The following is a 22,507-nucleotide window of genomic DNA, read 5'->3' as shown; positions in this document are numbered from 1 at the left end:
ATAAGCAAAGCGGCAATAGTGGGCCTATCGCAATCATCGGAAGAACGTTAGATCGTCTCTTGGCATACAAGGGAACCATCGAAAAATTCGCTGATAATGTACGTGCAGGCTATTCTCAAAGACGGGCCTTGCACTTGCCACAAAAATTGTGTCCACTCATCTCCACTAATGAAACTTAGTCTATGGTGTTGTCGCCCCAGGGCGACAGATCATTGTCGACTTAGATTGAATCGATATCTAACTCGCTGAATATTTGCCGGCATGGATATTGCTAATTAATTCATAATCAATAGTGTAGAGAAATGGAATGATATACTTAGGTGATGTTCTCGGCGGGTTAGATCAATCCCTAGCTTCGTCGCAAAACCGATGGAACAGACCACTCCTACATAGCTTGATAGCATGCGGCGTGTGCATCTTGACCGTCAATTTTTGCTTTGCTTCGCCAGTGATGACCTTACGTGATATTATACGAATGGAACGCAGAGCACCCGAGATTCAAGTGGCGAGAAATAAAGTGCTTGCTGCTGAGCAAACCATTCGTATGCTCAAAGCAGAAAGCTCGGTAATATTTCAGGGTAGGGTTAAAGCTGGACAGTATACCCACTTTACCAGTGATGGAATCCCACGATCGATAGAGGCAAAGCCAAAACTCGGATTCAAATACTATCTATTCGGCGGGAATAAGTACATGCGGCACATCATGGATCAAGTGCGGCCTGCCTACTATCAGAAGATTTCTGATTATGATGCTGCAATGAGAAGAAAAAGAAAGACTATAGAAAATCTGTACTTAAAGTACTGGAGATTCTATAAACTCAGAAAACAATTACATACTATTCTTCGCATTAATATTGTAGATGCTTTGTCACGTAGATTGGGGACTTCGTGCAATCGATTGCGGCTGTCTGAGTATTTGTACGAGATGAAAGAAAAGCTCATTCTCCATGAGCTTGAAAAAACTGTTGGCGTTCAACTCAAGCCATTCAAGCCGCTTTTGCCAAAGGTAATTAGAGCAGGGAAGTCTCTAGATGTCCGTTCTGAGTTATTTTTGCATCCAGGAATCGCAGGGTTAATCCAATATTATCACGATCAAAGATCATTGGGTTGGCTGCGGTTTGTTGATGTAAAAATAAAGGGATTTGTGCGGCCTTCATACTATCCTGATGCAGGTAGAACGAAATGGGCAATTATCGCTGGACTCTACGTCAATATTCCTTTTGATATTATGGGCGCAGTTCGACATGAGGATGAGCGACTTTCTCTGGAGAGAGATAACATCATCGAAAAGTTACAACATGATGAATTCGAAAAAAGGATTGACAAAAAGATAGGGGAGATTCAGCGCCCGATGCTCATTAGAAAAATTCAGTTTCTGAGGGCTAGAGAAATGATCTACAAGAAAAGGTTATCAGAGGCTTACGGGCCGTTACGTAAGATTTCAAAACGTGCTACTGTTTTAATCGAAAATGATGCGCATGAGTACCGCGTTGTCATTAATAAATTGGTTTCTGAGGAGGCTAAGTTGCGCTCTTTGCAGCTTTCTTGAAGTTGGCTATGATCGGCTAGCGAGAGTCGGAAGCAAACGTCCGCGTTTGATCTATTGACACCCATTGATGAAAATTATAATCAGCTATATGTCAAGAGAAGGTATAGTGCGGTACTGTTGACGGCTCAGGCCCTTGCGCTCTCGACAGAAGTTCCGATTGAGTCGAATTCGTGGCTGGATCAGATGGCTTAAAAACTCCACTTATAACGCGAATGAGAATTCCTGGCTTGGCGGGATCTAAGCAGAGGGCGCACTGTAAGTCTGCGAACAAATCGGGGTATGAGGCAGCCTTGGGGCGGGTCTTGCTTCTCTACGATCAATGTCGTAGCGTTACTACATGAACCGATTCCGTCTCCCTGCCGATGATCTCGAATATGAAGTGCTCTCCACCCTCTGGGAGCTTGGCGCTGCCACTGTGCGCGAGTTGCACGACGAACTTTCGACTCGCGTGCCACGGGCATACACGACTACTGCCAAGGTGGTGGATCGGCTGCGCGAAAAAGGCTTGATCGTGAGGGAAGTGCGCGGGGCGAACACCTTTGTGTATCGTGCGGCGGTAAAGCGGGAAACGGTAGAGCGGTCGCGGGCGCGGAATCTTTTGTCTCGCTTCCTGGGCACAAACCCGCAGCATACCGTCGCAGCCTTGGTGCAGGCGGCAGAAGAAATTGATCCCTCCCTCCTCGAGGAGCTTGGCAAGGCCATCCTTGAGCATAAGAAATCCACGGGGCAGGAGTGATCCGATGCTGATGATATTCATCCTGCTTTTCGGTGGATTGTCGCTGCATTTTTTCGCCGCTCTACCTGCGCACCTGCCTCCTGACTTGGGCAGCGAAGAGGCGGAGCGCCGTGCTTGGCTGCAGTTATGGGCGCCGTTCCTTCCCACGCTGTTCATCGTTGCGTGGTTGTGCGGTTGGACGGCCATCGAACCCGATCCGCTTCCTTGGCCTCTCGATCACACCATCTTGGTGTTTCTCAGCCTCCCCTTCCTGTTGGTAGCCGCCCGGGCAACGTATCGGGCGATTTTGGCGTTGTTTCTCGACTCCCCGGAGCTGCTGATTTGTACTGCCGGTTTCTTGCGTCCGCGAATCGTCTTCTCGCCCTTTTTTGCACGCAAGCTGGACAATGCCCAGATACAGGCGGCCTGGGCTCATGAGCAGGCCCATGCGCAACATTATGATCCGTTGCGGATCTGGTTGGCGCAGTTGGTCACCGATTTACAGTGGCCCTGGCCCGCAGCCCTGCACAGGCTACGGGTTTGGCTCGCGGCGCTCGAATGCGCCAGAGATGCGGAGGCCTGTCGCACGGGGGTAGCGGGGGAAGATCTCGCGGCGGCAATCCTGGAAACCCTACAGGAATCGGGCAGCGCAAAAGGCTCGCAGACCGCGTATCCCATGGGAATCTCGCCGGCGCTGATCAGTGACGGCAAGCTATTGCAACTGCGTATCGAACGCCTCTTGCAGCCCCAAGCGTTGTCGGAAGAAAAATCCCGCCGCCGCGTGCCCAGACGGGAGTCCACCCTGCTCCTGCTGCTTGCTCTTCCATTCTCTATCAGCATGTTGTTGGGAGCACTCTATGGGCAGACCTTGCTCGAACCCTTGTTAAACATGACCTGGTCGGAATTCTGGGCACTGCTGTAGAATGACAAAATCATTACCCATGGCACGGACCTCCCCGCTGCGTTTGGGAGATCGCCTCCGCTGCCTCAAAACCCGTCAATCCGCTCTTCTCGCCCTATGCGGGCTCCTGCTGGCGCCCGCCGGCTCGGCGCAAACCTTGTCTTTGCAAGCAGCGATACAGGACGCCTTGGCCAGTCAAGGGCAAGTCCGTGCTGCCGAACATTTGCGCAAGGCGGATGCCGACTTGCTGCAGGCCTCTCGCGCTGCAGTACTGCCGCAGCTGTCTCTGAACACTGCCAGCATCTGGTCGCAGAGCCGTAACCAGCAACCCCTCTTTGTGTCTGCCAATGGTCCTCGGGAAGTGATTGGGCAATTCGCCGTTTCCGTGCCCCTGTATGCTCCCCAACTCTGGGCGCTGCGCAAGCTAGCGAGAGGACAAGTAGACGTTGCGACGGCAACCGAGCAAAACGCCCGACTGCGGGTAGCCGCCCGAGTGCTCAATGCTTGGTACCAACTTGCTCTGGCCCAGAAACGTCTCGCAATCTGGCAGAGTACCTTTGCAGACACCGATACCTTGCTTGCGGACACCCAAAAGGCCTACCGGGCCGGTGCGGCATCGCGGCTGGATGTACTGCAGACGGAATCGTTGCTAACCCAGGCACGTAGCGGGCTGCAGGATGCCCAGGCAGAGGCAGATGCTGCTTCCCGCTTCCTGAACTTGCAGGTTGGTTTGGCACCATCGACGCCGTTGCACTTGCCTCTCCCCCATTCTCTGCAAAGTCCTCTTCCCAAGCGAGCGACTCTGGAGGCACAGGCCGACCGGAATCAGCCGGTACTGCACCTTGCTGCACAGCAGATCGAGGTCGGAAAGGCCCGTGTAGGAGTGCAACGCAGTAGCTTGCTGCCATCGCTGCAGGGCTCCGTTGCTTACGGAGTAGATACGGTGACTGTGCCCGAGAGCCGAGACCTGGGATGGCAGGCGGCACTTCGTCTCCATTGGCAGCTCTTCGGTTTTGGGCAACGACGGGAACAAATCGCTGCAGCGCAGCAACAACTGGCGGCCCTGAAAGCGACCAGGCAAGCCCTGCGCCTGCAAATCTACAGTGCCATCGCCACAGATTACGGCTTGGCACAGGTGGCGCGTCGCGACCAAGCAAATGCGCGGATCTCCCTGGCGCAGGCGCACGGCATCTACGTCATGACCCGCAAGGGGTTCTTTGCGGGGGCGATGAATGCCCTCAATCTCGCCCAGGCGCAGAGCACTTGGGTCAAGGCGCGGTTGGCGCTTGCCAGTGCGCAAATTCGCAGTGCCATGACGCAGGACCAACTGGAATTGGACACCGGACAGTATCCTGGAGAAGGAAATCCTCCCACATGAAACGGCGTATCCTCCCCGCGAACAACTCCTTCCGCCTACTCCTTGTCTCACTACTCTGGTTTGGCGCAGTTCCCGCCTGGGCGATGGGTGTCCCGGTCACCCTGACCAGCGTGCGGGCTGTGTCCTGGCAAACGCGTTTGTCCTATCCCGGCGAGATCCGAAGCGTTGGGGAACTCTCGTTGACGGCACCAGTAACGGGTCGGGTCGTGGGTCCCTTCCCGCCTGCGGGACACATCCGCAAGGGCAGCATCATCGCTCGCGTCCGCCCCGCCGGTTTGACGGCACAGCTCTTGGCTGGTCGGCAAGAGGTCGCTTATGCCCGAGCAAATCTGCTCCGCAATCAGCAGCTGCTGCGCGATGGTATCATCTCCCGAGCGATGGAGGAGTCCAGTCGCTTGCGCAGTTCGCAGGCGGAAGACAATCTACGCGCCCTGGAGGCGCAGCAGTCCGCGGGACGGCTGGTCGCGCCTTTTTCGGGTACGATCCAATACCTGATCGCCCCGGGGGGAGTGGTCAGCGCCGGTACTCCCATCGCTACCCTCAGCGGGCGCGGTCAGCCTTGGGCTGAGGCCCTTCTTCCCCCGGAGCAAGCCCGTTACTTGGACAACGCGGCTGCGGTAGCCATCCAAGGGGACGGCTGGAAAGGAAGTGGTACGCTGCGCAACATTGCCGAACGGGCAAACCGTTCTGGCTTGCTGCAGGTGATGGTAAACCTTCCGGCGGATTGTCCTTTGCTCCCTGGCGAATGGGTAACGCTGCATTTTTCGGAAAAGGCTGTGCACTCCCTGGCGGTGCCTGAGGACGCCGTCATCAGCCGCGGTGCCCAGGAAAAGATTTTTGTTTTGCACGGACACACGGCACAGGCCGTCGCGGTGACGGTGCTCGGTAGTCAGAAGGGCTTGGCGCGTATTGCCGGACCCATCCACATCGGCGAAAAAGTCATTTTGCGCAACAACACCCGCCTGCGTGACGATACCCAGGTCGTCGTACAGCCATGATCCGCCAGTATCTGGATTTTTTGTGGCGCAGCCGCTTTACCCTGCTGCTCTTGGTTGTGTTGCTGCTGGGCTCGGGGTACTACGCATTCACGCGGATGCCGGAAGGCATTTTTCCTGCGGTAGATTTCCCGAAAGTGGCAATTTTGGTGCACACCCAAAATCTGCCGGTCAAGTTCATGTTGTTGGAGGTCACTCGGCCGTTGGAGGACGCGGCCAAAGGCGAGCCGGGGGTGACTACGGTGCGCTCCCAAACGGGCATTGGACTGAGCAAGCTCCACGTCTATTTCAGCCCTAATGTCGCGCCCGAACAGGCTTATTTACTGCTGCAGGCGCGACTATCCCAGATCGCCCTGCCGCCGGGCGCAAGCATGAGCGTGCGGCTCATGACCCCAAACATCTATCCCTTGCTGGAATATGCCTTGGTGTCCAACAGCCAGAGCAGCTCCGCAATGATGCCGACCTTTGCCTACGGCATTCGCCCGGCCATCCTCTCTCTACCGGGGGTCTACCATATCGATGCGACCGGACGTGGCTGGCCCCAAGTGCATGTGGACCTGAAGCAACGACGTCTGGCTGCCTATCACGTCTCGAGCAACGCGGTCATCGACGCCTTGCGGACGCAGCAAGGTCCCTACTTTTCGGGGATACTGCACTCCTTCCATCAACAGTATATTCTGGCAACCACTCCCCGACCCGAGAGTGTCGCGGATTTGGGCAAGACACCGATCCCGATTGGTCCTATCCAGTCCAACGGACTGCGCGCCGTTGTACCCTTGGCAGATCTCGGAACGATTCATGTCGGTCCGCCGCCAAGAATTCGCGATGCGGCAGTGGCAGGGTACCGCCATGCCCTGATCCTGGATATCAGCGCTCAACAGGGCGCCAACCAGTCGGCGGTGGCGGCGGCGGTCCAGGGGCGGTTGACAGAACTGGCGCAACACCTACCCCCAGGGATGCATCTGGTCCCCATCTATGATCTCAGTCAGCTGATCCATTCCAGTCTGCGGGATGTCTGGGCCGCCCTGGGCCTGGGAACCCTCATTGCCTTTTGCATCGTGTTTCTGTTCCTTGGACGCTGGGACGGAGCCTTGGCGACTCTGGCCGTGGTTCCCCTGGCCGTTGCGAGCACCTTGCTGGTCCTCCAGGGACTTGGTTTCAGCATCAATATCATGACCTTGGGGGGCATTACGGCGGCCATCGGAGCACTGGTTGATCATGCCATCGTGATTGTGGAACGGGGTACCCATGGGGTTCATGGCGACGCCAAGCAACGCCGCGCGATGGCGCTGCAGCGCATCACAGAGATCCTGCCGCTGATGACCCTGGCTACCCTCACTGCCTGCATCCTCTTTCTGCCTCTGGTCTTTTTGTCGGGCACCGTCGGTCTTTTGTTTCGTTCCATGGCGTTGGCCATCGTGATTGCCCTGGTCACTTCACAATTGATTGCTATGACGGTAACGCCCATCTTTGCACTGTGGATTGCCAATCGCGCCCGGCATACCCACCGGCTCTGGGGAGAGCGCTGGCTGCGGCGGAATTACAGCCGCCTCCTGCTGCGGGGCATGCGGCGTCCGATCCTAGTGCTTCCCCTGGTCGTCATCCTGCTTGCCGCCGGCGCCGTTGGCGCCAGTCAGGTGCCGACGGCATTTCTGCCGCACTGGGATGAGGGGATTTTCGCGGTTCCCTTCCGCACTCCGGTGGGTAGCAGCGTGGCGGAGACGACAAAGGTCGGCCGTGATCTGATGCACATTGCGTTGCAGAACCCCAACGTGGAGCGGGTTTCTCTGGTGGTCGGACGTGGTCTTGGCAATGCCTACGCAACTCCCAACAAAGGCGCTTTGACCATAGTGCTCAAGCCCGATCATGCGCAGAGCACCGAAGTGGTCATGGCTCGATTACGCCAAGCCTTTCGCGCCGCCGTCCCGGATCTCACTACCCTCGAGACCATGCAGATCATGATGAACCGCCTGGGGAATCTGTCTGGCTCTCACGCACCGCTGGAAATCGAGCTATTCGGCTCGAGTTCGAGACAATTGCAGCAAGAAGGGCTGCATTTGTACCGAGCCCTGCGGGCTAGTGGGCATTTCCAGTCGGTGGTCTTGAAAGCCCCATCCTCGGGCCCGGAATGGCGAATTTTTCCACGCAGTATGGCCAGTATGGAAGGTCTTACGCCAAGCACCATCGCCGATGCCCTGAAAGTGCATTTCTGGAGCCGCCCGGCAGGGTTCTTGCTGCACGGTGAGCAAATTTTGCCCATCCAGGTGTCGGTAAAAAGCGATCGTGATCAGGCTCCCGATAGTCTTGCCAATACCCTGGTCCATCTGCCGAGTGGCACCCTGGCGCCACTTTCGCAAACTGCCCGGCTAGGCTTGGAGGGGGTAGTACCCTATGTCACGCATCAAAATCTCGTACCGTACGCCGCCATCAAACTCAGTCCTCGTGCCGGCGAGGGGCTCTCTGCGGCAGCCGCGCAGGCCAGCGCCATTATCGAAAAAATGCAGTTACCCGACACTATCTCGAGCAGCATTGCCGGCTACTACCAGGAGCAGCAAAAAAGCTTTCGGCAAATGACCCTGATCCTGTTTGCCGCGCTCGGCATTCTTTTGGTATTGATGGGTTTTCAGCTCGGCAGCCAACGCGCTGCCACCGTGGCGATTTTTGCCATCGCCCTGGCTGCTCCGGGTGCCCTGCTTACGCTGTGGATGACCGGAAACGATCTCGATAGCACGGCGTTTTTGGGATTGCTGCTGGTTTTTGCCATTGCCGTGAACAATGTGATCCTCATTTTTTCCCGAGCGCGACAACTGGGCGGCGATCATCCTCCCCTTGCTGCGGTCGCCTTCGCTGCTCGCCAGCGGCTGCGCCCAATCCTCATGACCATGCTGGCCGATGTTCTTGGCTTTCTACCCCTCGCCATTGGTATCGGCCACGGTACCGATCTGCTGCAACCTCTCGCAATCTCGGTAATGGGTGGTTTGCTCGTGGCAACGGTCATGACCTTGTGGGCAGCACCCGTTCTGTATGCCGCTGTTGCGCGTCCGCACCGGATACGCAAACCGCAATTCCTCATCCAAAATCAGTAATATTCCATTGGATTCGTAATTGCAACACTGATAAAAAGGCCGAATGGAGCGTGATATCACGGACAGAAAATGAAAAAACAGGGTGTCCGTCTGAAAAGCCTTAGATCGATAATAGTTACAAAAGACGGTCGACCTCTTTTGGTCTGGAACGGCCCTTGGGGAGGTGGGCCTGATCCATTCCGAGGAATTTCGCTCCCTGGTGCCACGCTATAAACATTCATGCCCCTTTCAAGCGTTGTGAGCTGGTAGGTAGGTACATTGGCAATCATGCCAATCCAGTTCCGTCCTGCTGCAAGACCCGGATGGAGCAGGACCAAATCACAGTTTGCGCAGGCCAGAGTTTTGGAGTCCCGCTCACGGCTACTCCTGAGCAGATTTTATTACAATGAAACGCTCGTCAGCGATCGATTGCGCGATCCCTATGAGCAAACCATTTTTTGATCTAGCTGCGTCGATCTCATAAAAACAATGTGTTAGATTGCAATCATGATCAAACTTTATTGCCTGCGGACACGTGGAACGCTTCAACGACAAACGCCTGCCCCGAAGAACGTACAATATTACTTGACCCGCATGCCAGGTTGGGCGCCGCTGTCGGGCGAGAGGAGAAAGGGGCCACCGGCGTCGCCGCTGGCCGCCAGCACCATCCCCTGCGACAGGCCAAAGCGCATCTTGCGCGGGGCTAGATTGGCGACCATGACGGTCAGGCGACCAACCAGTGCGGCGGGATCATAGGCGCTTTTGATGCCGGCAAAGACCGACCGGGTCTGCCCTTCGCCGATATCCAGGGTGAGATGCAGGAGCTTGTCTGCTCCCTCGACGGCCTCCGCTGCGACTATGCGTGCAATCCGCAGATCGACTTTGCCGAAATCCTCGATGCCGATAGTCTCGCTCTTAGGCGCCTGGTCTGCTTTGCTGTTGGCGGTAGCCGTTGGCGCGATCGGCTGGCTGGGTTCTTGAATCAAAGAGTCCACGTGGGCTTTTTCCATGCGTTGCAACAAATGGGAATAGGGTTCGATGACATGCCCCAATAGCGGCTGCTGGACGCTGTCCCAGGACAGCTCGCAACGGAGGAAGGCGCAGGAGCGCTGCGCCAGCCGCGGCAGTACCGGACTGAGCAGGATGATCAATAGCCGGAAACCGTTGAGGATGACAGTGCAGACGCGCTGCAAGACGTCGCGCTGGGCGCCGTCCCTGACGAGCAGCCAGGGAGCGTGCTGATCGACGTAGGCATTGAGTTGATCGGCCACCGCCATGATCTCACGCATGGCGCGGGCGTATTCGCGCGCCTCGTAACTGGCGGCGATGTCGTGCTGTCTGGCGGCCAGTTGCGCGTAAACGGTTTGATCTTCCCCGAGACTGTCCGCGAGACGACCGGCAAAGTGCTTGTGGATGAAGCCCGCGGCGCGCGAGGCGAGGTTGACCACCTTGCCCACCAGATCGCCATTCCCCTTGAGCAGGAAATCTTCGAGATTCAGATCGATGTCTTCGACATGGCTGTTGAGTTTGCAGGCGAAGTAGTAGCGCAGGAACTCGGGATCGAGCCGGTCGAGGTACTGGCGCGCGGTGATGGAGGTGCCGCGCGACTTGCTCATCTTGGCGCCGTTGACGGTCAGGTGCCCGTGGGCGAAGACGCCGGTCGGCAGGCGGTGCCCGGAACCCTGCAGCATGGCGGGCCAGAACAGCGCGTGAAAGTAAATGATGTCCTTGCCGATGAAATGATAGAGCTCGGCGCTGGATTCCCCACCCCAGAATTCGTCGAAGCTACGGCCATGCACGTTACACCAGTGCTGGGTGGCGGCCATGTAGCCGGGCAGAGCGTCGAGCCAAACGTAAAAGAACTTGCCCGGTGCGTCCGGGATGGGAATGCCGAAATAGGGGGCATCCCGGCTGATGTCCCAGTCGCTCAGGCCGTCGACGAACCATTCGTCGAGTTTGTTGGCCATTTCCTCCTGCAGCGTGCCGCTGTGGATCCACTGCTGGAGAAACTCCGTGAAGTCCCCCAGCTCGAAGAAGTAATGCTCGGAACTACGTCGCACCGGGGTGGCGCCGGAGACCGCCGAGCGCGCGTCCAGAAGATCCGTGGGACTGTAGGTGGCGCCGCAGACTTCGCAATTGTCGCCATACTGGTCTGGCGCCTTGCAGCGCGGGCAGGTGCCGCGAATGAAACGATCGGGCAGAAACATCTCTGCAACCGGATCATAAGCCTGCTCGATCTCCCGCACGATGATATGCTCGTTGGCGCGCAGGGCCCGATAGAGATCCTGGGAAATCGCAAAGTTTTCCGGGGAGTGGGTGCTGTGATAGAGATCGAAGCCGATGCCAAAATCGGTAAAGTCGCGCAGATGCTCAGCATGCATACGCTCAATCAGCGCTTCCGGAGTAATGCCTTCACTTTGGGCCCGCAGCATGATTGGCGTGCCATGGGCGTCGTCGGCGCAAAAGTAGAGGCACTCGTGGCCGCGCAGGCGCTGGTAGCGCGCCCAGATGTCGGTTTGCGTGTACTCCACCAGATGACCCAGATGCAGAGGACCGTTGGCGTAGGGCAGGGCGCTGGTGAGCAGGATCTTTCGTTTCATGGGATGCTAAATTACCTGCCTTTCCCTGCCTCGGCAATGGCGCGACGGATCAGTGCCGTTCTGCCAGGAAACGTATGCCTTCCAAAACCTGATAGAGGTCCCGCGCATCGTAGTCGGCGCGGACGTCGCGGTAGTCCTTGCGTCCCTGATCGGACCAGACCATGATGGTTTTCAGGCCCGCCTCGCGCGCACCGAAGACGTCCCGATACATATCGTTGCCCACATAGATGGCCTCACGGGGACCTACCCGCAGCGCATGGCAGGTTTCCGTGAACAGGCGTGGATCGGGTTTGCGGTAGCCGTAGGCAGAGGAAATGGTTTGTACCGGGAAGTATTTGCGGATTTTGGTGATGCGCATTTCCGGCTTGGCAAATTCCACCTGAGCATCGGAAACGATGCCCAGTTGAAATTCACCAACAATGCTTTGTAACAGCTCCTTTGCTCCGGGATACCGCTCGATCATGCGCCGTGACAGTGCTCGATGCAGACGCACCAGCTCTTTGGCCAGCCGCTCCCGACGCTTTTCGACTTGCTGCACACGATGCGCTCCTTCGCTGGCCACGGACTCCGGGCGGAAGCGTTTGGAGCCCGAACGCAAAATCTCCCGCCACACGGCGCGTGCATCCATCTCGGGATAGGTCTCGGCGGAGTTGCGCTTCTGTTGTTTGGCGAGATCGAAGTAGCGCTCACGCAGACTGTCGGGGCTGGTACGTATCCGGTGGTAGCTCAGATAGCGGGACAGCGCCCAGTAGATTTCTCCCTGGGTTTCATCGGTTTCGATATGAATGAGGGTACCATACAGATCGAAGAGAACGGCGCGAATACTCATGAGTTATCTCCCCAGGCAAGCAATGGCCTCGTGGACAAGGGTGTGGGCGTCGTGATCACTGAGATAGCTGTTACGCGCAATGCGCAACAAGGTAAGACCCATGTAAAACGGTAGGCGTTGGGTAATGGCGCGGAAGGCCACCGGCTGATCCGGAAAGTGGCGACTGTATTCCCAGAGAAAATGGCCGATGTAATTTTCCGCCACGCCGCCATCGTTATGCTGGCGTAGCGCCCAGTGTTTGAGTTCGCCTGCAATCATGCCTAGATCATAAGTGCGATCGCCGAAGTGCGAGCGCTCGAAATCGATGGCGGTGAGCTGGTGATGGCCGGTCACCAGGAAGTTCGCCGGGGTAGCATCGCCATGCAGGCGCACGCAGTGGTCTGCGTACATGGCCGGATCGTCCGCCCAGAGTTGACGCAGGGCGTAGAGCCGATCGATGTCGGACTGTCGGGCGCGACTGCGGCGCCAGAGGCGGGCGACGATCTTGTCGAAATAGGGAAACACCTCGCGAAAACGCACGGCATCGCCGCGCACGTTTTGGTTGTGCAGCCGGGCGAGGAAATACGCGAGGTCGGAGAGGCTATGGTACATTTCCTGATCGTCGTGGTCGGGACGCGTGCGCGCCCAGATACGGTGCAGTGGTTCACCCAGCACGTAACACTCAAAGAGGACATCGGCAAAAGCGGGGTTGACGCCAAGCGGCTGGACCACACGATGCTGGCCCTGGCCGAGACCGTTGCCGTGCAGCAGGGACAAGACCTGAAATTCATGCTGCGCTGCAGCGGCATTGTCATGACTTTGATGACGCTGAAAAAATTTCCCGAGCACACGCCGCCGATAGCGCCGGTCTTCGTACAGATACACCGCATTGGAGGCGTTGATAGCGAATACGCGAAAGCCCTTCGTTGGCTCGATGCCTAGCTCGGCAACGAAAATCTGGTGATACAGGTAATCGTAGAGTGGATCGCTACGCTGCAGGTGTCCCAGGTAGTGCACCGTCTGCCTCCCCGTTGCGGATGCTGGTTTCGATCTTAGCACGCTCGGGATCGGGAAGCCCGCTCCGGTCATTTTGTGGCATACTCTCGGTTTCCGCAAAACCAGGCAGGTGCTTATGTTTGATCTCCATCTTCCGCGCCCGGACACCCTCGCCCGCCGGCAGCGCTTGCTGGCACAGATCGGTGAGAGGGGGATTCTGGTTCTACCTACCGCGCGGGAACAGTTGCGTAATCGGGACGTGGCATATGCGTTTCGTCCCGACTCGGATTTTTATTATCTGACCGGTTTTGCCGAGCCCGAGGCATTGCTGGTGCTGATACCGGGCCATGCGGATGGCGAGCAGATCCTCTTTTGCCGCAGCCGAGACCCCGAGCGGGAAACCTGGGATGGTCGCCGCGCGGGCATCGAGGGCGCAAAAGAGCTTTGTCAGGTCGATCAGTGTCATCCCATTCAGGAATTGGACGAAATCCTGCCCAAGCTACTGGAGAATCGTGATGTGCTGCTCTACCCCATGGGGCGGGAGAGTGACTTTGACGCCCGCGTGTTGCGTTGGCGGAATCAGGCGCGCTCGCGCAGTCGGCAGGGGATCGGCTACCCCCTGGAACTGGTCGATGCGGCCCATTTCCTTGATGAGATGCGCCTGCACAAGGATGCCGTCGAGCGGGAGCTGATGCGGGCAGCGGCGGGGGTGAGTGCGGCGGGGCACCGGCATGGCATGCGACAGACGCGGCCGGGGATGACAGAGTATCAGTTGCAGGCAGAGATCGAATATGTGTTTCAACGCCAGGGAGCGCAGCGTTTGGCCTACTCCAGCATCGTTGGTGGTGGCGCCAATGGTTGCATTCTGCATTATGTGGAAAATCGCGATGAATTGCGCGACGGCGATCTGGTTCTCGTCGATGCGGGTGCAGAAATTGCCGGTTACGCTGGCGATATTACGCGAACCTGGCCGGTGAATGGGCGTTTTTCTGGTCCGCAACGGGACATCTACGCCCTTGTTCTGGCGAGTCAGAAGGCAGCGATTGCGGCGGTGCGGATTGGCCGCCCGGTCAGCGATTACCATGATGCTGCGGTCGAAGTATTGGTGGATGGCCTGCGCGAACTGAAAATTTTGCCGGAGAGTCGCGAGGAAATCCTCGAAAAACAGCTATACCGACCGTTTTACATGCACCGCACTGGCCATTGGTTGGGTATGGATGTGCATGATGTTGGTGCGTACCGCCAGGGTGCGGAGCAGAGCTGGCGCCCCCTCGCCGCGGGGATGGTACTGACGGTCGAGCCAGGGCTGTACTTTGCTCCCGGGCAGGAAGGGGTTCCCGAGGCCTATCAGGGTATCGGCATCCGCATCGAGGATGATCTCTTCTTGGATGAGGACGGCCCTGAGATACTGAGTTCCGCGGTTCCCAAGGAAATCGACGAGATCGAGGACCTGATGGCCGGAGGGCTGGGCTAAAGCCAGCCCGTTGCGGATCACGAATCGACCGTCCGGGGTTGCTGCTTGGGCAGGATGCGCAGCTCTGCTCGCTGCACGCCAAAATCGACGGCCTGCTGGATCGTACTCATGAGAATATCGGCCGCCATCTGGTAGCGTGGATTCATCACGTCCCAGACTATACCGTGGACGATCTGCCCAGAACTGAGCAGGATCTCGACGTGCTCGCCGCAGCGGTTACTGCCATTGCTGCGGAAGAACAGGTCCGGCGAAAGCGCTATCTGATTGGGGCGGGTCGGGCCACAGGCCGACATGGCTGGGTCACTGTTGGTCTGCCAGGATACGGCGTTGTAGGCCGATACCCGATGCAAGTAGATCAGCTTGTGACCGAGCATCATGGTGCCGTTGACGGCAATTTTGCTAGTGTTCTGTGCCTGTAATTGCGCTTGCGTGGCTGCCAGCTCTGCGCTTTGCTTGTCCATGGCCTGATGCATCAAAGAAACCGGCAAACCTGGCTGAGCCAAGGAAAGCGCATTCGGGATCACCGCCGCGAGAAGGGCTACGGAAATGCCCGCACCAATTTTTTCCAACAAACCGCTCGTCTCCTTTTACCTCAAGGCCCTTTGCATGGCTGGGGTGCGTGCTGGCACCTTCTCTCAAGATAACTGTTTTCGGGGCAGAGACTATCTCAAAATTGTCAATAAAAATCAATAAAATATAAATTACCATTAAAAACAAATAGTTAACGTATCTTCTTGCTGTGATTACGATTTTCTTGCACGAGATGGACAAATCCTTGCAACAAAAGCAAGGGATCGTGCTGCGCTGCCGAAAGTTGTGGCTGCAGGAGAGCGGCATCGCCGCCGGTCAGAAAGATCCTGCCGTTCGGCCATTGCTGAAGAAAGCCGGTGATGGCCTGGCGAATGGCCGCCAGCGTTCCATACCAGACCCCTGCCTGCATGCCGCTCATGGTGTCGTTTGCTAAAGGCTTGGGGTCTGCCTGCAGTTTGGTCGGCGGCAGCAGGGCGGTGCTCTGCTGCAGGCAATGCAGTTGGCTTTGCAGACCTGGAAGGATCTGCCCACCGAGAAAACGATTGTGCGCCAGGGTATCCATGGTGATGGCAGTACCGGCATCGATGACCAGTGCCACGCCATCTGCGACTTGTCGCCACGCGCCGATGAGGCAACAGCGGCGGTCGAAGCCGAGAGATTCCGGGGGCTGGTAGGCGTTGGGCAGGAGCTGGTGAAAGATTTCCGGATCCCAGGCAGGCAGATGGCAATCCCGGAGTTCTTTCCGCCACGACTCCTGCACCGTGGGCACCACGCCGGCCAGGAAAATTTCTTCCGTTGTCCACCAGCGTGCCCATGCCCGAGGAAGCTCGGCGAGAATGAGCGCCGGGCTGTGCCTGCTGTCAAAGCGCGCAGAGGTGAAGGTCCTGCCACCATCATCGGTACGGGCGAGGAGGGTACGGCTGTTTCCAATACTGATGAGAATCATGGATATAGACGGACTTCGCCCGCATGTAGGGCACGTAGCTGGATGCCATCATCAATGCACAGACGACCATCGTCCTGGATGTCCAGTACACGGCAGGGTTTTCTCTCGTCGGCCTCAGCAAACTCTGCCTGCTTGCCACAGAGACGGTCTGCCTCCCGCCAGCGCTGGCGAAAGGCCGCGAAGCCGCCGCGCTCTAACTGCGCGAAATCGGCTCGCCACTGCTGGATGATGGCCAGTAGCAGTGCTTCTCGGGCCATGCTGCAGCCAGCCTCGCGCAGACTGATTGCCGTGGCGAGCAAGTCAGGGTCGGCCAGGACGTTGAGGCCGAGCCCGAGCACCCAACGCTGACCGTCCCCACCGTGGCGCCCTTCGAGGAGCAGTCCGGCGGCCTTGCGCTGTCCAATCCACAGATCATTGGGCCATTTGAGCCACAGTGCGGGTATCTGCTCGCGCAGAACCTGATAGACTCCGAGGCCGGCAACCACAGGCAATATCTGCGCATGCGCCGCAGAAATTTCCACAGCCAGGCTGCAATAGAGATGATTGCCGAAGCTGGAATGCCAGTGGCGCCCGCGCTGACCATGCCCGGACCACTGTGCTTCCGCAAGTCCAAGGCGGAGGTGACGCTCTTCCAGCAGGCGGGTGTTGCTGGAATCGCAGAGGGGCCAGATGCCGATTTCTTCTTCCTTCAGCCGTAGGGCATCGGCCAAGGCTGCCCGGTTCCAGCTTGCCTCGGGATGCTCTAGTTGCCAGGAGCCATTGCAGGCGGTGAGGGGAATGCCCCAGTGTCGCGCCTCCTGCTCTAGGTGCCAGTCGTCAGGCCGTCGGGCGACAGTGTTTCCCGTGTAGCTCTGCCGCAGGAGCGCGAGAAATTCTGCGCTGGGGGCTTCAGGAGCGGATATGGCCGTCCCCCAGGACAATCCATTTTTGCAGGGTCAGTCCCTCCAGACCCACCGGGCCGCGTACATGCAGCCGGTTGGTGGAAATGCCGATTTCTGCCCCCAAGCCATATTCAAAGCCATCGGCAAAACGGGTCGAGGCGTTCACCATCACCGAACTGGAATCGACCTCGCGCAAGAAACGCCGCGCATTGCTGTAATTCTCGGTGATGATACTCTCGGTATGCTGCGAGCTATAGGTGTTGATATGCTCGATGGCGGCATCCAGATTGTCGACGATTTTGAGGGAGATGATTGCCGCCAGATACTCAGTGCGGTAGTCCTCATCCGTAGCCGCAATGGCCCCGGGAATCAGGGGCAACGACTCCGGGCAGGCGCGGATTTCAACACCTTTCTCCTGTAGGGCGCTGGCAATGGGGGTGAGGAGATCGCCGACTCGGTCACGGTGAATGAGCAGGCTTTCCGCGGTATTACAGGTACCCAGGCGTTGCGTCTTGGCATTGATGACCACCTGCAGGGCCTTTTTGCTGTCGGCGTCCTTGTCGACGTAGACATGACAGTTGCCATCGAGGTGCATGATGACTGGTACCGTGGCTTCGTCGCGGATACGGGCGAGCAGTCCCTTACCACCACGGGGAATCACGACGTCGACGAAGGCATCCATGCGAATCAGAGCGCCGACCGCCTCCCGATCGGCCGTGTGCACGTATTGAACGAGGTCGAGCGGCAGCCCGGCCTTGCCGAGAGCCGCGCGCAGCCGCTCGGCAATAGCCATGTTGCTGTTCAGAGACTCCGAACCCCCGCGCAGGATGACGGCATTCCCAGACTTGACGCAGAGTCCGGCGGCATCGGCGGTGACGTTGGGACGGGATTCGTAGATCATGGCGATGACCCCTAACGGCATGCGCATGTGCCCCACCTGAATGCCGCTGGGCCGCATCTTCAGATCGGTGATTTCGCCCACTGGATCGGGCAGGGCGGCAATCTCCTCCAAACCCTGAGCCATGGCTTCAATCCGGTGCTCATCGAGACGCAGACGATCGATGAATGCTGCATCGCGCCCGGCCTGCTCGGCGTTGCGGAGATCCTTGCGGTTGGCGCGTTGTAGATCATCGGCATCACGGCGCAAAAATTCTGCCATCTGCCGCAAGGCATCATTCTTACGTCCGGGCTCTAGGGCCAGTGCGCGCCGTTGCGCCTGGCGGGCGCGTTGCCCGGTGTTTTTCATCAAGCTTTGCAGGTCTTCGGACATTGTCGCTCCTTTTCTGGGGCGAGATCATGGCGGTGCCCACGGGATGGGCGCGGCGATGATTTCGCGAGTCAACAGACGCTTTATTGTGCCGGGACTTTGTCGGTCTGGCAAAAACCCAGCGCGAGATCCGTCAGGGCGGGCCAGAGGGGACGCGCGTCCTGCCCCTTGATGCGGGCGTCGATTTCCTGGCACTGAAAGAGCGTTTGACGCAGGCGTTGCCGCGGCAGACGGCGGGCAGCAGCGAGCAGTCGCTCGCTACGCGGCGGGAATAGCCGTTCGCGGCGCAGGATCTCGCTGCTATTGCCCTCCTGTAGTTGCAGGAGAAGGACGAGGTCGCGGTGCAGCGTCCACAGTATCAGTATTGGCTCCGCTTCTGCATCCCGCAGGCGCCCGAGACTATGCAACACCGCATGCGGATTGCCCTGGAGGACGGCGTCACTGAGATCGAAGATCGAAAACTGGCTGCTGTCGCCGAGCAGATCGGGTAGGTCGACGGCCTCCAGTCGCTGCTCCGGGTAGAGTTCTGCCCATCGGCGAATGGCCTGATCGGCGGCAGCCAGGTTCCCCAGGCTGCGCTCGCTAAGCAGGGCTTTGGCTTCGCGGCTGGCGTCGATCTTTGCTCGCCGCAGCCGTTCTTCGATCCAGCGTGGCCAGTCGCTAGCCTCCGGCGGATACAGAATTACCAGGCCCAGCGTTTCGCTCTGCTCCAGCGTGCGAAACCATTTCAGCTTTTGGGCGGCGGCGTCCGGACGGGCGCCGGTGAGAAGCAGACGGGTGTCTTGTGGCGGACGGGCCAGCCAAAATTCGAGCGCGGCCAGGGCGTCTTTGCCAAGGCGCAGGTCGGAGAGTCGCAGCAGAAGGACGCGCGGCTCGGCAAAGAGGGATAGGGCATCACGTTCTTCGCGCAAGATCGGCCACGGATCGTCCTGCGGCAAGCGCTGCAAGCGCAGAAACCCTTCCTGCTGCCAACGCCTGCGCAGCTGCGTTTCCGCCTCGGCCAGCAGAAAAGGTTCATCGGAAAACAATGCGTAAGCGTGGGCCTTGCCGCGTGCCAGCGCTACCGGCCAGTCGCGCGCCTTGATACGCATCAGCGGAGGGCTGGCGCGAGCAAGACGCGGCGTAGTACGACTCTTGCTGCCTCGTCGAAGAGTTGCCGCTGGCTTTCGATTTGTTGCTCGTTGGTGGCCAGGGGACTGCCGCTGTTGTAGGTGAAACTCTGCTCTACCAAGAGTGGTTCGGCCGGCAGCAGGATCTTCTTGCCGCGCTGCACCCAGACGTTGCCGCGCAGGGTATTGAGAAACTCCAAGGCGGCACCACTGCTGGGGCTGATGCTGATGGCTCGCTGCGTGTTGTAGACATTGTCGAGTCGCAACACGGGGCCCTGTGCGCTGGCGACATTGCCATCCCGTTCCAAGGCCCTTTCGACCGCCTGCGCGAGCTGACCGCCAGCCGGACCACTGGCTTCGACACGCAAGCCTTGGAGGCTGGTGGGGATGGTACTGCCGCCGGGGAGATGGAAGCCGCAGCCACCGAGCAACGCGGTGCCAGCCATCAGGACGAGAAAGCGCCGGCGCTGCATCAGGCCACCACGATATTGATCAGACGCCCCGGCACCACGATCACCTTCTGGACGCTCTTGCCCTCCAGGTGGCGCGCCATCTCCGGACGGGCGAGCACCGCCGTCTCCAGCTCGGCGGGACTGCTTGCCGCCGGAAAATCGAGGCGTTCGCGCAACTTGCCATTGACTTGAATGACCAGATTGATGGTATCGCTGCGCAAGGCGTCGGGATCGGCCACCGGCCAGGGGTGGGTAGCCAAAGCGAGGCCATCGCCGATGCGCTCCCAGAGGACTTCGGTGAGGTGCGGGGCGAAGGGGCTCAGGAGTAAGAGCAGGGCACGCAAACCCTCGCCCAGAACCGCGTGCAGATCGCTCCCCGCCGCAGCCTCGGTCTTGGCCAATTGATTGCTGAGTTCCATACAGGCAGCAATGGCGACATTGAAATGCTGGCGCTCGGCCATGTTCAGGCTCACCCGCTCGATGCACTGGTGTACGGCACGCCGCAATTCCGCTGCCGGGGCACTCAAAGTCGCAGGCAGAGGCGTCACGGGCAGGGCATAGTCTTGGACCAGGCGCCAGATGCGGCTGAGGAAGCGATAGGCACCCTCGACGGCGCTGTCCGACCACTCCAGGGACTGCTCCGGTGGCGCGGCAAAGAGGATGAACAAGCGCGCCGTGTCGGCACCATAGCGGTCGAGGATCGCCTGGGGATCGACGGTGTTGCCCTTGGATTTGCTCATCTTGCTACCGTCTTTGAGCACCATGCCCTGGGTGAGCAGACGGCGGAAAGGCTCATCGTGCTGCGCATCCTGGGGCAAGAGGCCGACATCGCGTAAGAGGCGATTGAAGAATCGGGCATAGAGCAGGTGCAGGACGGCGTGTTCGACACCGCCGACATACTGGTCCACGGGTAGCCAGGCCGCCGCGCGCTCGTCGAGCATCTTATCGGCATCGGGGCAAGCGAAACGGGCGTAGTACCAGGAGCTCTCCACGAAGGTGTCCATGGTATCGGTCTCCCGCCGCGCTGCCGCACCGCACTGGGGGCAATCGACATGCAGGAAATCCGGATCGTCGAGCAAGGGCGAACGGGGGTCGTGCAGCTGATAGTGGGTGGGCAGGACGACGGGCAGATCCTGCTCCGGCACCGGCACCACTCCGCAGTGGGGGCAGTGGATCATCGGGATGGGCGTGCCCCAATAGCGTTGGCGGGAAATGCCCCAGTCGCGCAGACGATAGGTGATGGTTTTTTTGCCGAGTCCCTTCGCCTCCAGGGCGGCAGTGATGGCGGCCTTGGCAGCCTCACTCTCCAGGCCATCAAAACCCGGAGAATTCTGCACGATGCCAGGAGCAGTCATGGCCGCTTCCAGGCTTTCCGCGCTTTCTACACCGCCGCCGTTGGCGATTACCACCCGTACCGGCAACCCATAGCGCCGGGCGAACTCGAAGTCGCGCTGGTCATGCGCCGGCACGCTCATCACCGCCCCCTCGCCGTAGCCAAGCAGGACGAAATTGGCCGCCCACACTGGCAGAGGAGCACCGGTGAGGGGGTGACGCACCTCGATGCCTAAAGGCACACCCTCCTTCTCCTGGGTCTCGATGCTCGCTTCCGAGACCGCCACATGCTTGCAGCGTTCGATGAAGGCGGCCACTTGTGGGTCTTTCTCGGCAACTTCCAGTGCCAGCGGATGTTCCGGGGCAACGGCCAGATAGGTGGCGCCAAAGAGGGTATCGGGACGGGTACTGAAGACCTTGATGACGCCTTCCCCGCTGGCCAGAGGAAAATGGATCTCCGCCCCTTCGGAGCGGCCAATCCAGTTGCGCTGCATGGCCAGTACCTGATCCGGCCACTGCCCTTGCAGGGTATCGAGTCCGGCCAGGAGTTCATCGGCATAGGCACTAATGCGCAAGAACCACTGGCGGATCTCCCGCCGTTCTACCAAGGCGCCGGAACGCCAGCCGCGTCCGTCCACCACCTGCTCGTTGGCCAGCACCGTCTGGTCCACCGGGTCCCAATTGACCTGACTTTCCTTTTGGTACACCAGCCCCTTTTCCCACAGGCGCAGAAAGAGCCACTGCTCCCAGCGGTAGTAGTCCGGCGTGCAGGTAGCGATTTCCCGCGACCAGTCATAAGAGAGCCCGAGACGTTTGAGCTGCCCGCGCATGTGCTCGATGTTGGAGAAGGTCCAGGCAGCCGGTGCCGAGCCATTCTTCAGGGCCGCATTCTCTGCCGGCAGGCCAAAGGCGTCCCAACCCATGGGGTGCAGGACCGTCTTGCCGCACATGCGCTGGTAGCGGGCAATGGCGTCGACGATGCTGTAGTTACGCACATGACCCATGTGTAGCTGCCCGGAAGGGTAGGGGAACATGGCCAAGGCATAGAATTTTTCGCCGCTCGGTCGATCGGGAGCGCGGAAGATACCACTGCGCTCCCAGCGCTCCTGTACGGCGGCTTCCAGACTCTGCGGATGGTAACTGTGCTCGCTCATGATTGCGCTACGTAAGGGATGAAAATACCGTTGCTGGGCCGGGGGCGATAGAGCATCAGGATGCGCCCGACTCTGCCCACCGCTTCCGCACCGGAGCCCGCCACCAAGCTCTCCACCATGGCGTCGCGATCTTCCTTGTCGAGGGCGGGCAGACGCACCTTCAACAGTTCGTGGTCGAAGAGGGCGCGATCGAGCTCGCGGAGCAGGGTCTCGGTTACCCCGGATGCCCCCACGAGGATGATCGGTTTCAAGTGATGGGCGCGGGCGCGCAGTTCTTGTCGGGCTTTGCTATCCAGCATGCTATGCTCTGGGGCAGTTGCAAAGATCGCAAGTGTACGGTTCGCCGCGTATGGG

The 22,507-nt window shown here is 58.9% G+C and carries 18 protein-coding genes; 7 read left to right on the top strand and 11 right to left on the bottom strand.

What is annotated here, in order from left to right:
- Positions 1-418 precede the first annotated feature (418 nt).
- The 6 genes from ORD17_RS01465 to ORD17_RS01440 all read left to right on the top strand — a co-directional run bounded on the left by ORD17_RS01465 (position 419) and on the right by ORD17_RS01440 (position 8,624).
- The gene (locus ORD17_RS01465) at positions 419-1,549 is read left to right on the top strand and encodes a hypothetical protein (RefSeq protein WP_308389153.1); all 1,131 of its coding nucleotides are present in this window, start codon (positions 419-421) and stop codon (positions 1,547-1,549) included.
- 337 nt (positions 1,550-1,886) lie between these two features.
- The gene (locus tag ORD17_RS01460; RefSeq protein WP_308389152.1) at positions 1,887-2,285 is read left to right on the top strand and encodes a BlaI/MecI/CopY family transcriptional regulator; all 399 of its coding nucleotides are present in this window, start codon (positions 1,887-1,889) and stop codon (positions 2,283-2,285) included.
- 4 nt (positions 2,286-2,289) lie between these two features.
- A complete protein-coding gene (locus ORD17_RS01455; RefSeq protein ID WP_308389151.1) occupies positions 2,290-3,186 on the top strand; it encodes a M56 family metallopeptidase in 897 nt (298 codons plus the stop codon).
- Positions 3,187-3,205: 19 nt separating this feature from the next.
- Positions 3,206-4,543, top strand: coding sequence for a TolC family protein (locus ORD17_RS01450; RefSeq protein ID WP_308389150.1), 1,338 nt, complete (start codon positions 3,206-3,208; stop codon positions 4,541-4,543).
- Positions 4,540-5,541 carry an efflux RND transporter periplasmic adaptor subunit gene (locus ORD17_RS01445; RefSeq protein ID WP_308389149.1) on the top strand — a complete coding sequence of 334 codons (1,002 nt, stop codon included), beginning with the start codon at positions 4,540-4,542 and terminating at the stop codon, positions 5,539-5,541. Before ORD17_RS01450 ends, ORD17_RS01445 begins: the two co-directional genes overlap by 4 nt.
- On the top strand, positions 5,538-8,624 hold the full coding sequence (locus tag ORD17_RS01440; RefSeq protein ID WP_308389148.1) for an efflux RND transporter permease subunit: 3,087 nt from the start codon (positions 5,538-5,540) through the stop codon (positions 8,622-8,624). The genes ORD17_RS01445 and ORD17_RS01440 overlap by 4 nt, the downstream gene beginning before the upstream one ends.
- Before the next feature lie 560 nt (positions 8,625-9,184).
- On the opposite strand, the gene metG is transcribed toward ORD17_RS01440, so the two are convergent.
- The 3 genes from metG to ORD17_RS01425 are packed head-to-tail and all read right to left on the bottom strand — an operon-like array spanning position 9,185 to position 13,028.
- The gene (gene metG, locus ORD17_RS01435) at positions 9,185-11,203 is read right to left on the bottom strand and encodes a methionine--tRNA ligase (RefSeq protein WP_308389147.1); all 2,019 of its coding nucleotides are present in this window, start codon (positions 11,201-11,203) and stop codon (positions 9,185-9,187) included.
- Positions 11,204-11,252: 49 nt separating this feature from the next.
- The gene (locus tag ORD17_RS01430) at positions 11,253-12,032 is read right to left on the bottom strand and encodes an HAD family hydrolase (protein WP_308389146.1); all 780 of its coding nucleotides are present in this window, start codon (positions 12,030-12,032) and stop codon (positions 11,253-11,255) included.
- A gap of 3 nt (positions 12,033-12,035) precedes the next feature.
- Positions 12,036-13,028, bottom strand: a complete 993-nt coding sequence (locus tag ORD17_RS01425) for an aminoglycoside phosphotransferase family protein (protein WP_308389145.1) — start codon at positions 13,026-13,028, stop codon at positions 12,036-12,038.
- Positions 13,029-13,143: 115 nt separating this feature from the next.
- On the opposite strand from ORD17_RS01425, the gene ORD17_RS01420 reads away from it, so the two are divergent.
- On the top strand, positions 13,144-14,481 hold the full coding sequence (locus ORD17_RS01420) for an aminopeptidase P N-terminal domain-containing protein (protein WP_308389144.1): 1,338 nt from the start codon (positions 13,144-13,146) through the stop codon (positions 14,479-14,481).
- Between the two features lie 17 nt (positions 14,482-14,498).
- Here ORD17_RS01420 and ORD17_RS01415 read toward each other — a convergent pair whose 3' ends face one another.
- The 8 genes from ORD17_RS01415 to yhbY form a co-directional block, all read right to left on the bottom strand.
- The gene (locus ORD17_RS01415; RefSeq protein ID WP_308389143.1) at positions 14,499-15,053 is read right to left on the bottom strand and encodes a hypothetical protein; all 555 of its coding nucleotides are present in this window, start codon (positions 15,051-15,053) and stop codon (positions 14,499-14,501) included.
- Between the two features lie 149 nt (positions 15,054-15,202).
- Entirely contained in the window at positions 15,203-15,958 is a 756-nt protein-coding gene (locus tag ORD17_RS01410; RefSeq protein ID WP_308389142.1) for a type III pantothenate kinase, read from the bottom strand.
- Complete coding sequence (locus ORD17_RS01405; protein WP_308389141.1) at positions 15,955-16,878, bottom strand: biotin--[acetyl-CoA-carboxylase] ligase; 924 nt, start codon at positions 16,876-16,878, stop codon at positions 15,955-15,957. Before ORD17_RS01405 ends, ORD17_RS01410 begins: the two co-directional genes overlap by 4 nt.
- Positions 16,847-18,109 carry a glutamate-5-semialdehyde dehydrogenase gene (locus tag ORD17_RS01400; protein WP_308389140.1) on the bottom strand — a complete coding sequence of 421 codons (1,263 nt, stop codon included), beginning with the start codon at positions 18,107-18,109 and terminating at the stop codon, positions 16,847-16,849. Before ORD17_RS01400 ends, ORD17_RS01405 begins: the two co-directional genes overlap by 32 nt.
- 80 nt (positions 18,110-18,189) lie before the next feature.
- The gene (holA, locus tag ORD17_RS01395; RefSeq protein ID WP_308389139.1) at positions 18,190-19,197 is read right to left on the bottom strand and encodes a DNA polymerase III subunit delta; all 1,008 of its coding nucleotides are present in this window, start codon (positions 19,195-19,197) and stop codon (positions 18,190-18,192) included.
- Complete coding sequence (lptE, locus tag ORD17_RS01390; RefSeq protein ID WP_308389138.1) at positions 19,197-19,688, bottom strand: LPS assembly lipoprotein LptE; 492 nt, start codon at positions 19,686-19,688, stop codon at positions 19,197-19,199. Before lptE ends, holA begins: the two co-directional genes overlap by 1 nt.
- On the bottom strand, positions 19,688-22,153 hold the full coding sequence (gene leuS / locus ORD17_RS01385) for a leucine--tRNA ligase (RefSeq protein WP_308389137.1): 2,466 nt from the start codon (positions 22,151-22,153) through the stop codon (positions 19,688-19,690). Before leuS ends, lptE begins: the two co-directional genes overlap by 1 nt.
- The gene (gene yhbY, locus ORD17_RS01380; protein ID WP_308389136.1) at positions 22,150-22,452 is read right to left on the bottom strand and encodes a ribosome assembly RNA-binding protein YhbY; all 303 of its coding nucleotides are present in this window, start codon (positions 22,450-22,452) and stop codon (positions 22,150-22,152) included. Before yhbY ends, leuS begins: the two co-directional genes overlap by 4 nt.
- Between the last annotated feature and the right edge of the window lie 55 nt (positions 22,453-22,507).

Origin of the sequence: Acidithiobacillus sp. AMEEHan (assembly GCF_030996345.1) — a bacterium.
Lineage (GTDB): Bacteria > Pseudomonadota > Gammaproteobacteria > Acidithiobacillales > Acidithiobacillaceae > Igneacidithiobacillus.
The sequence above is the reverse complement of the archived record's forward strand: the minus strand, read 5'-3'. Positions and strand labels throughout refer to the sequence as shown.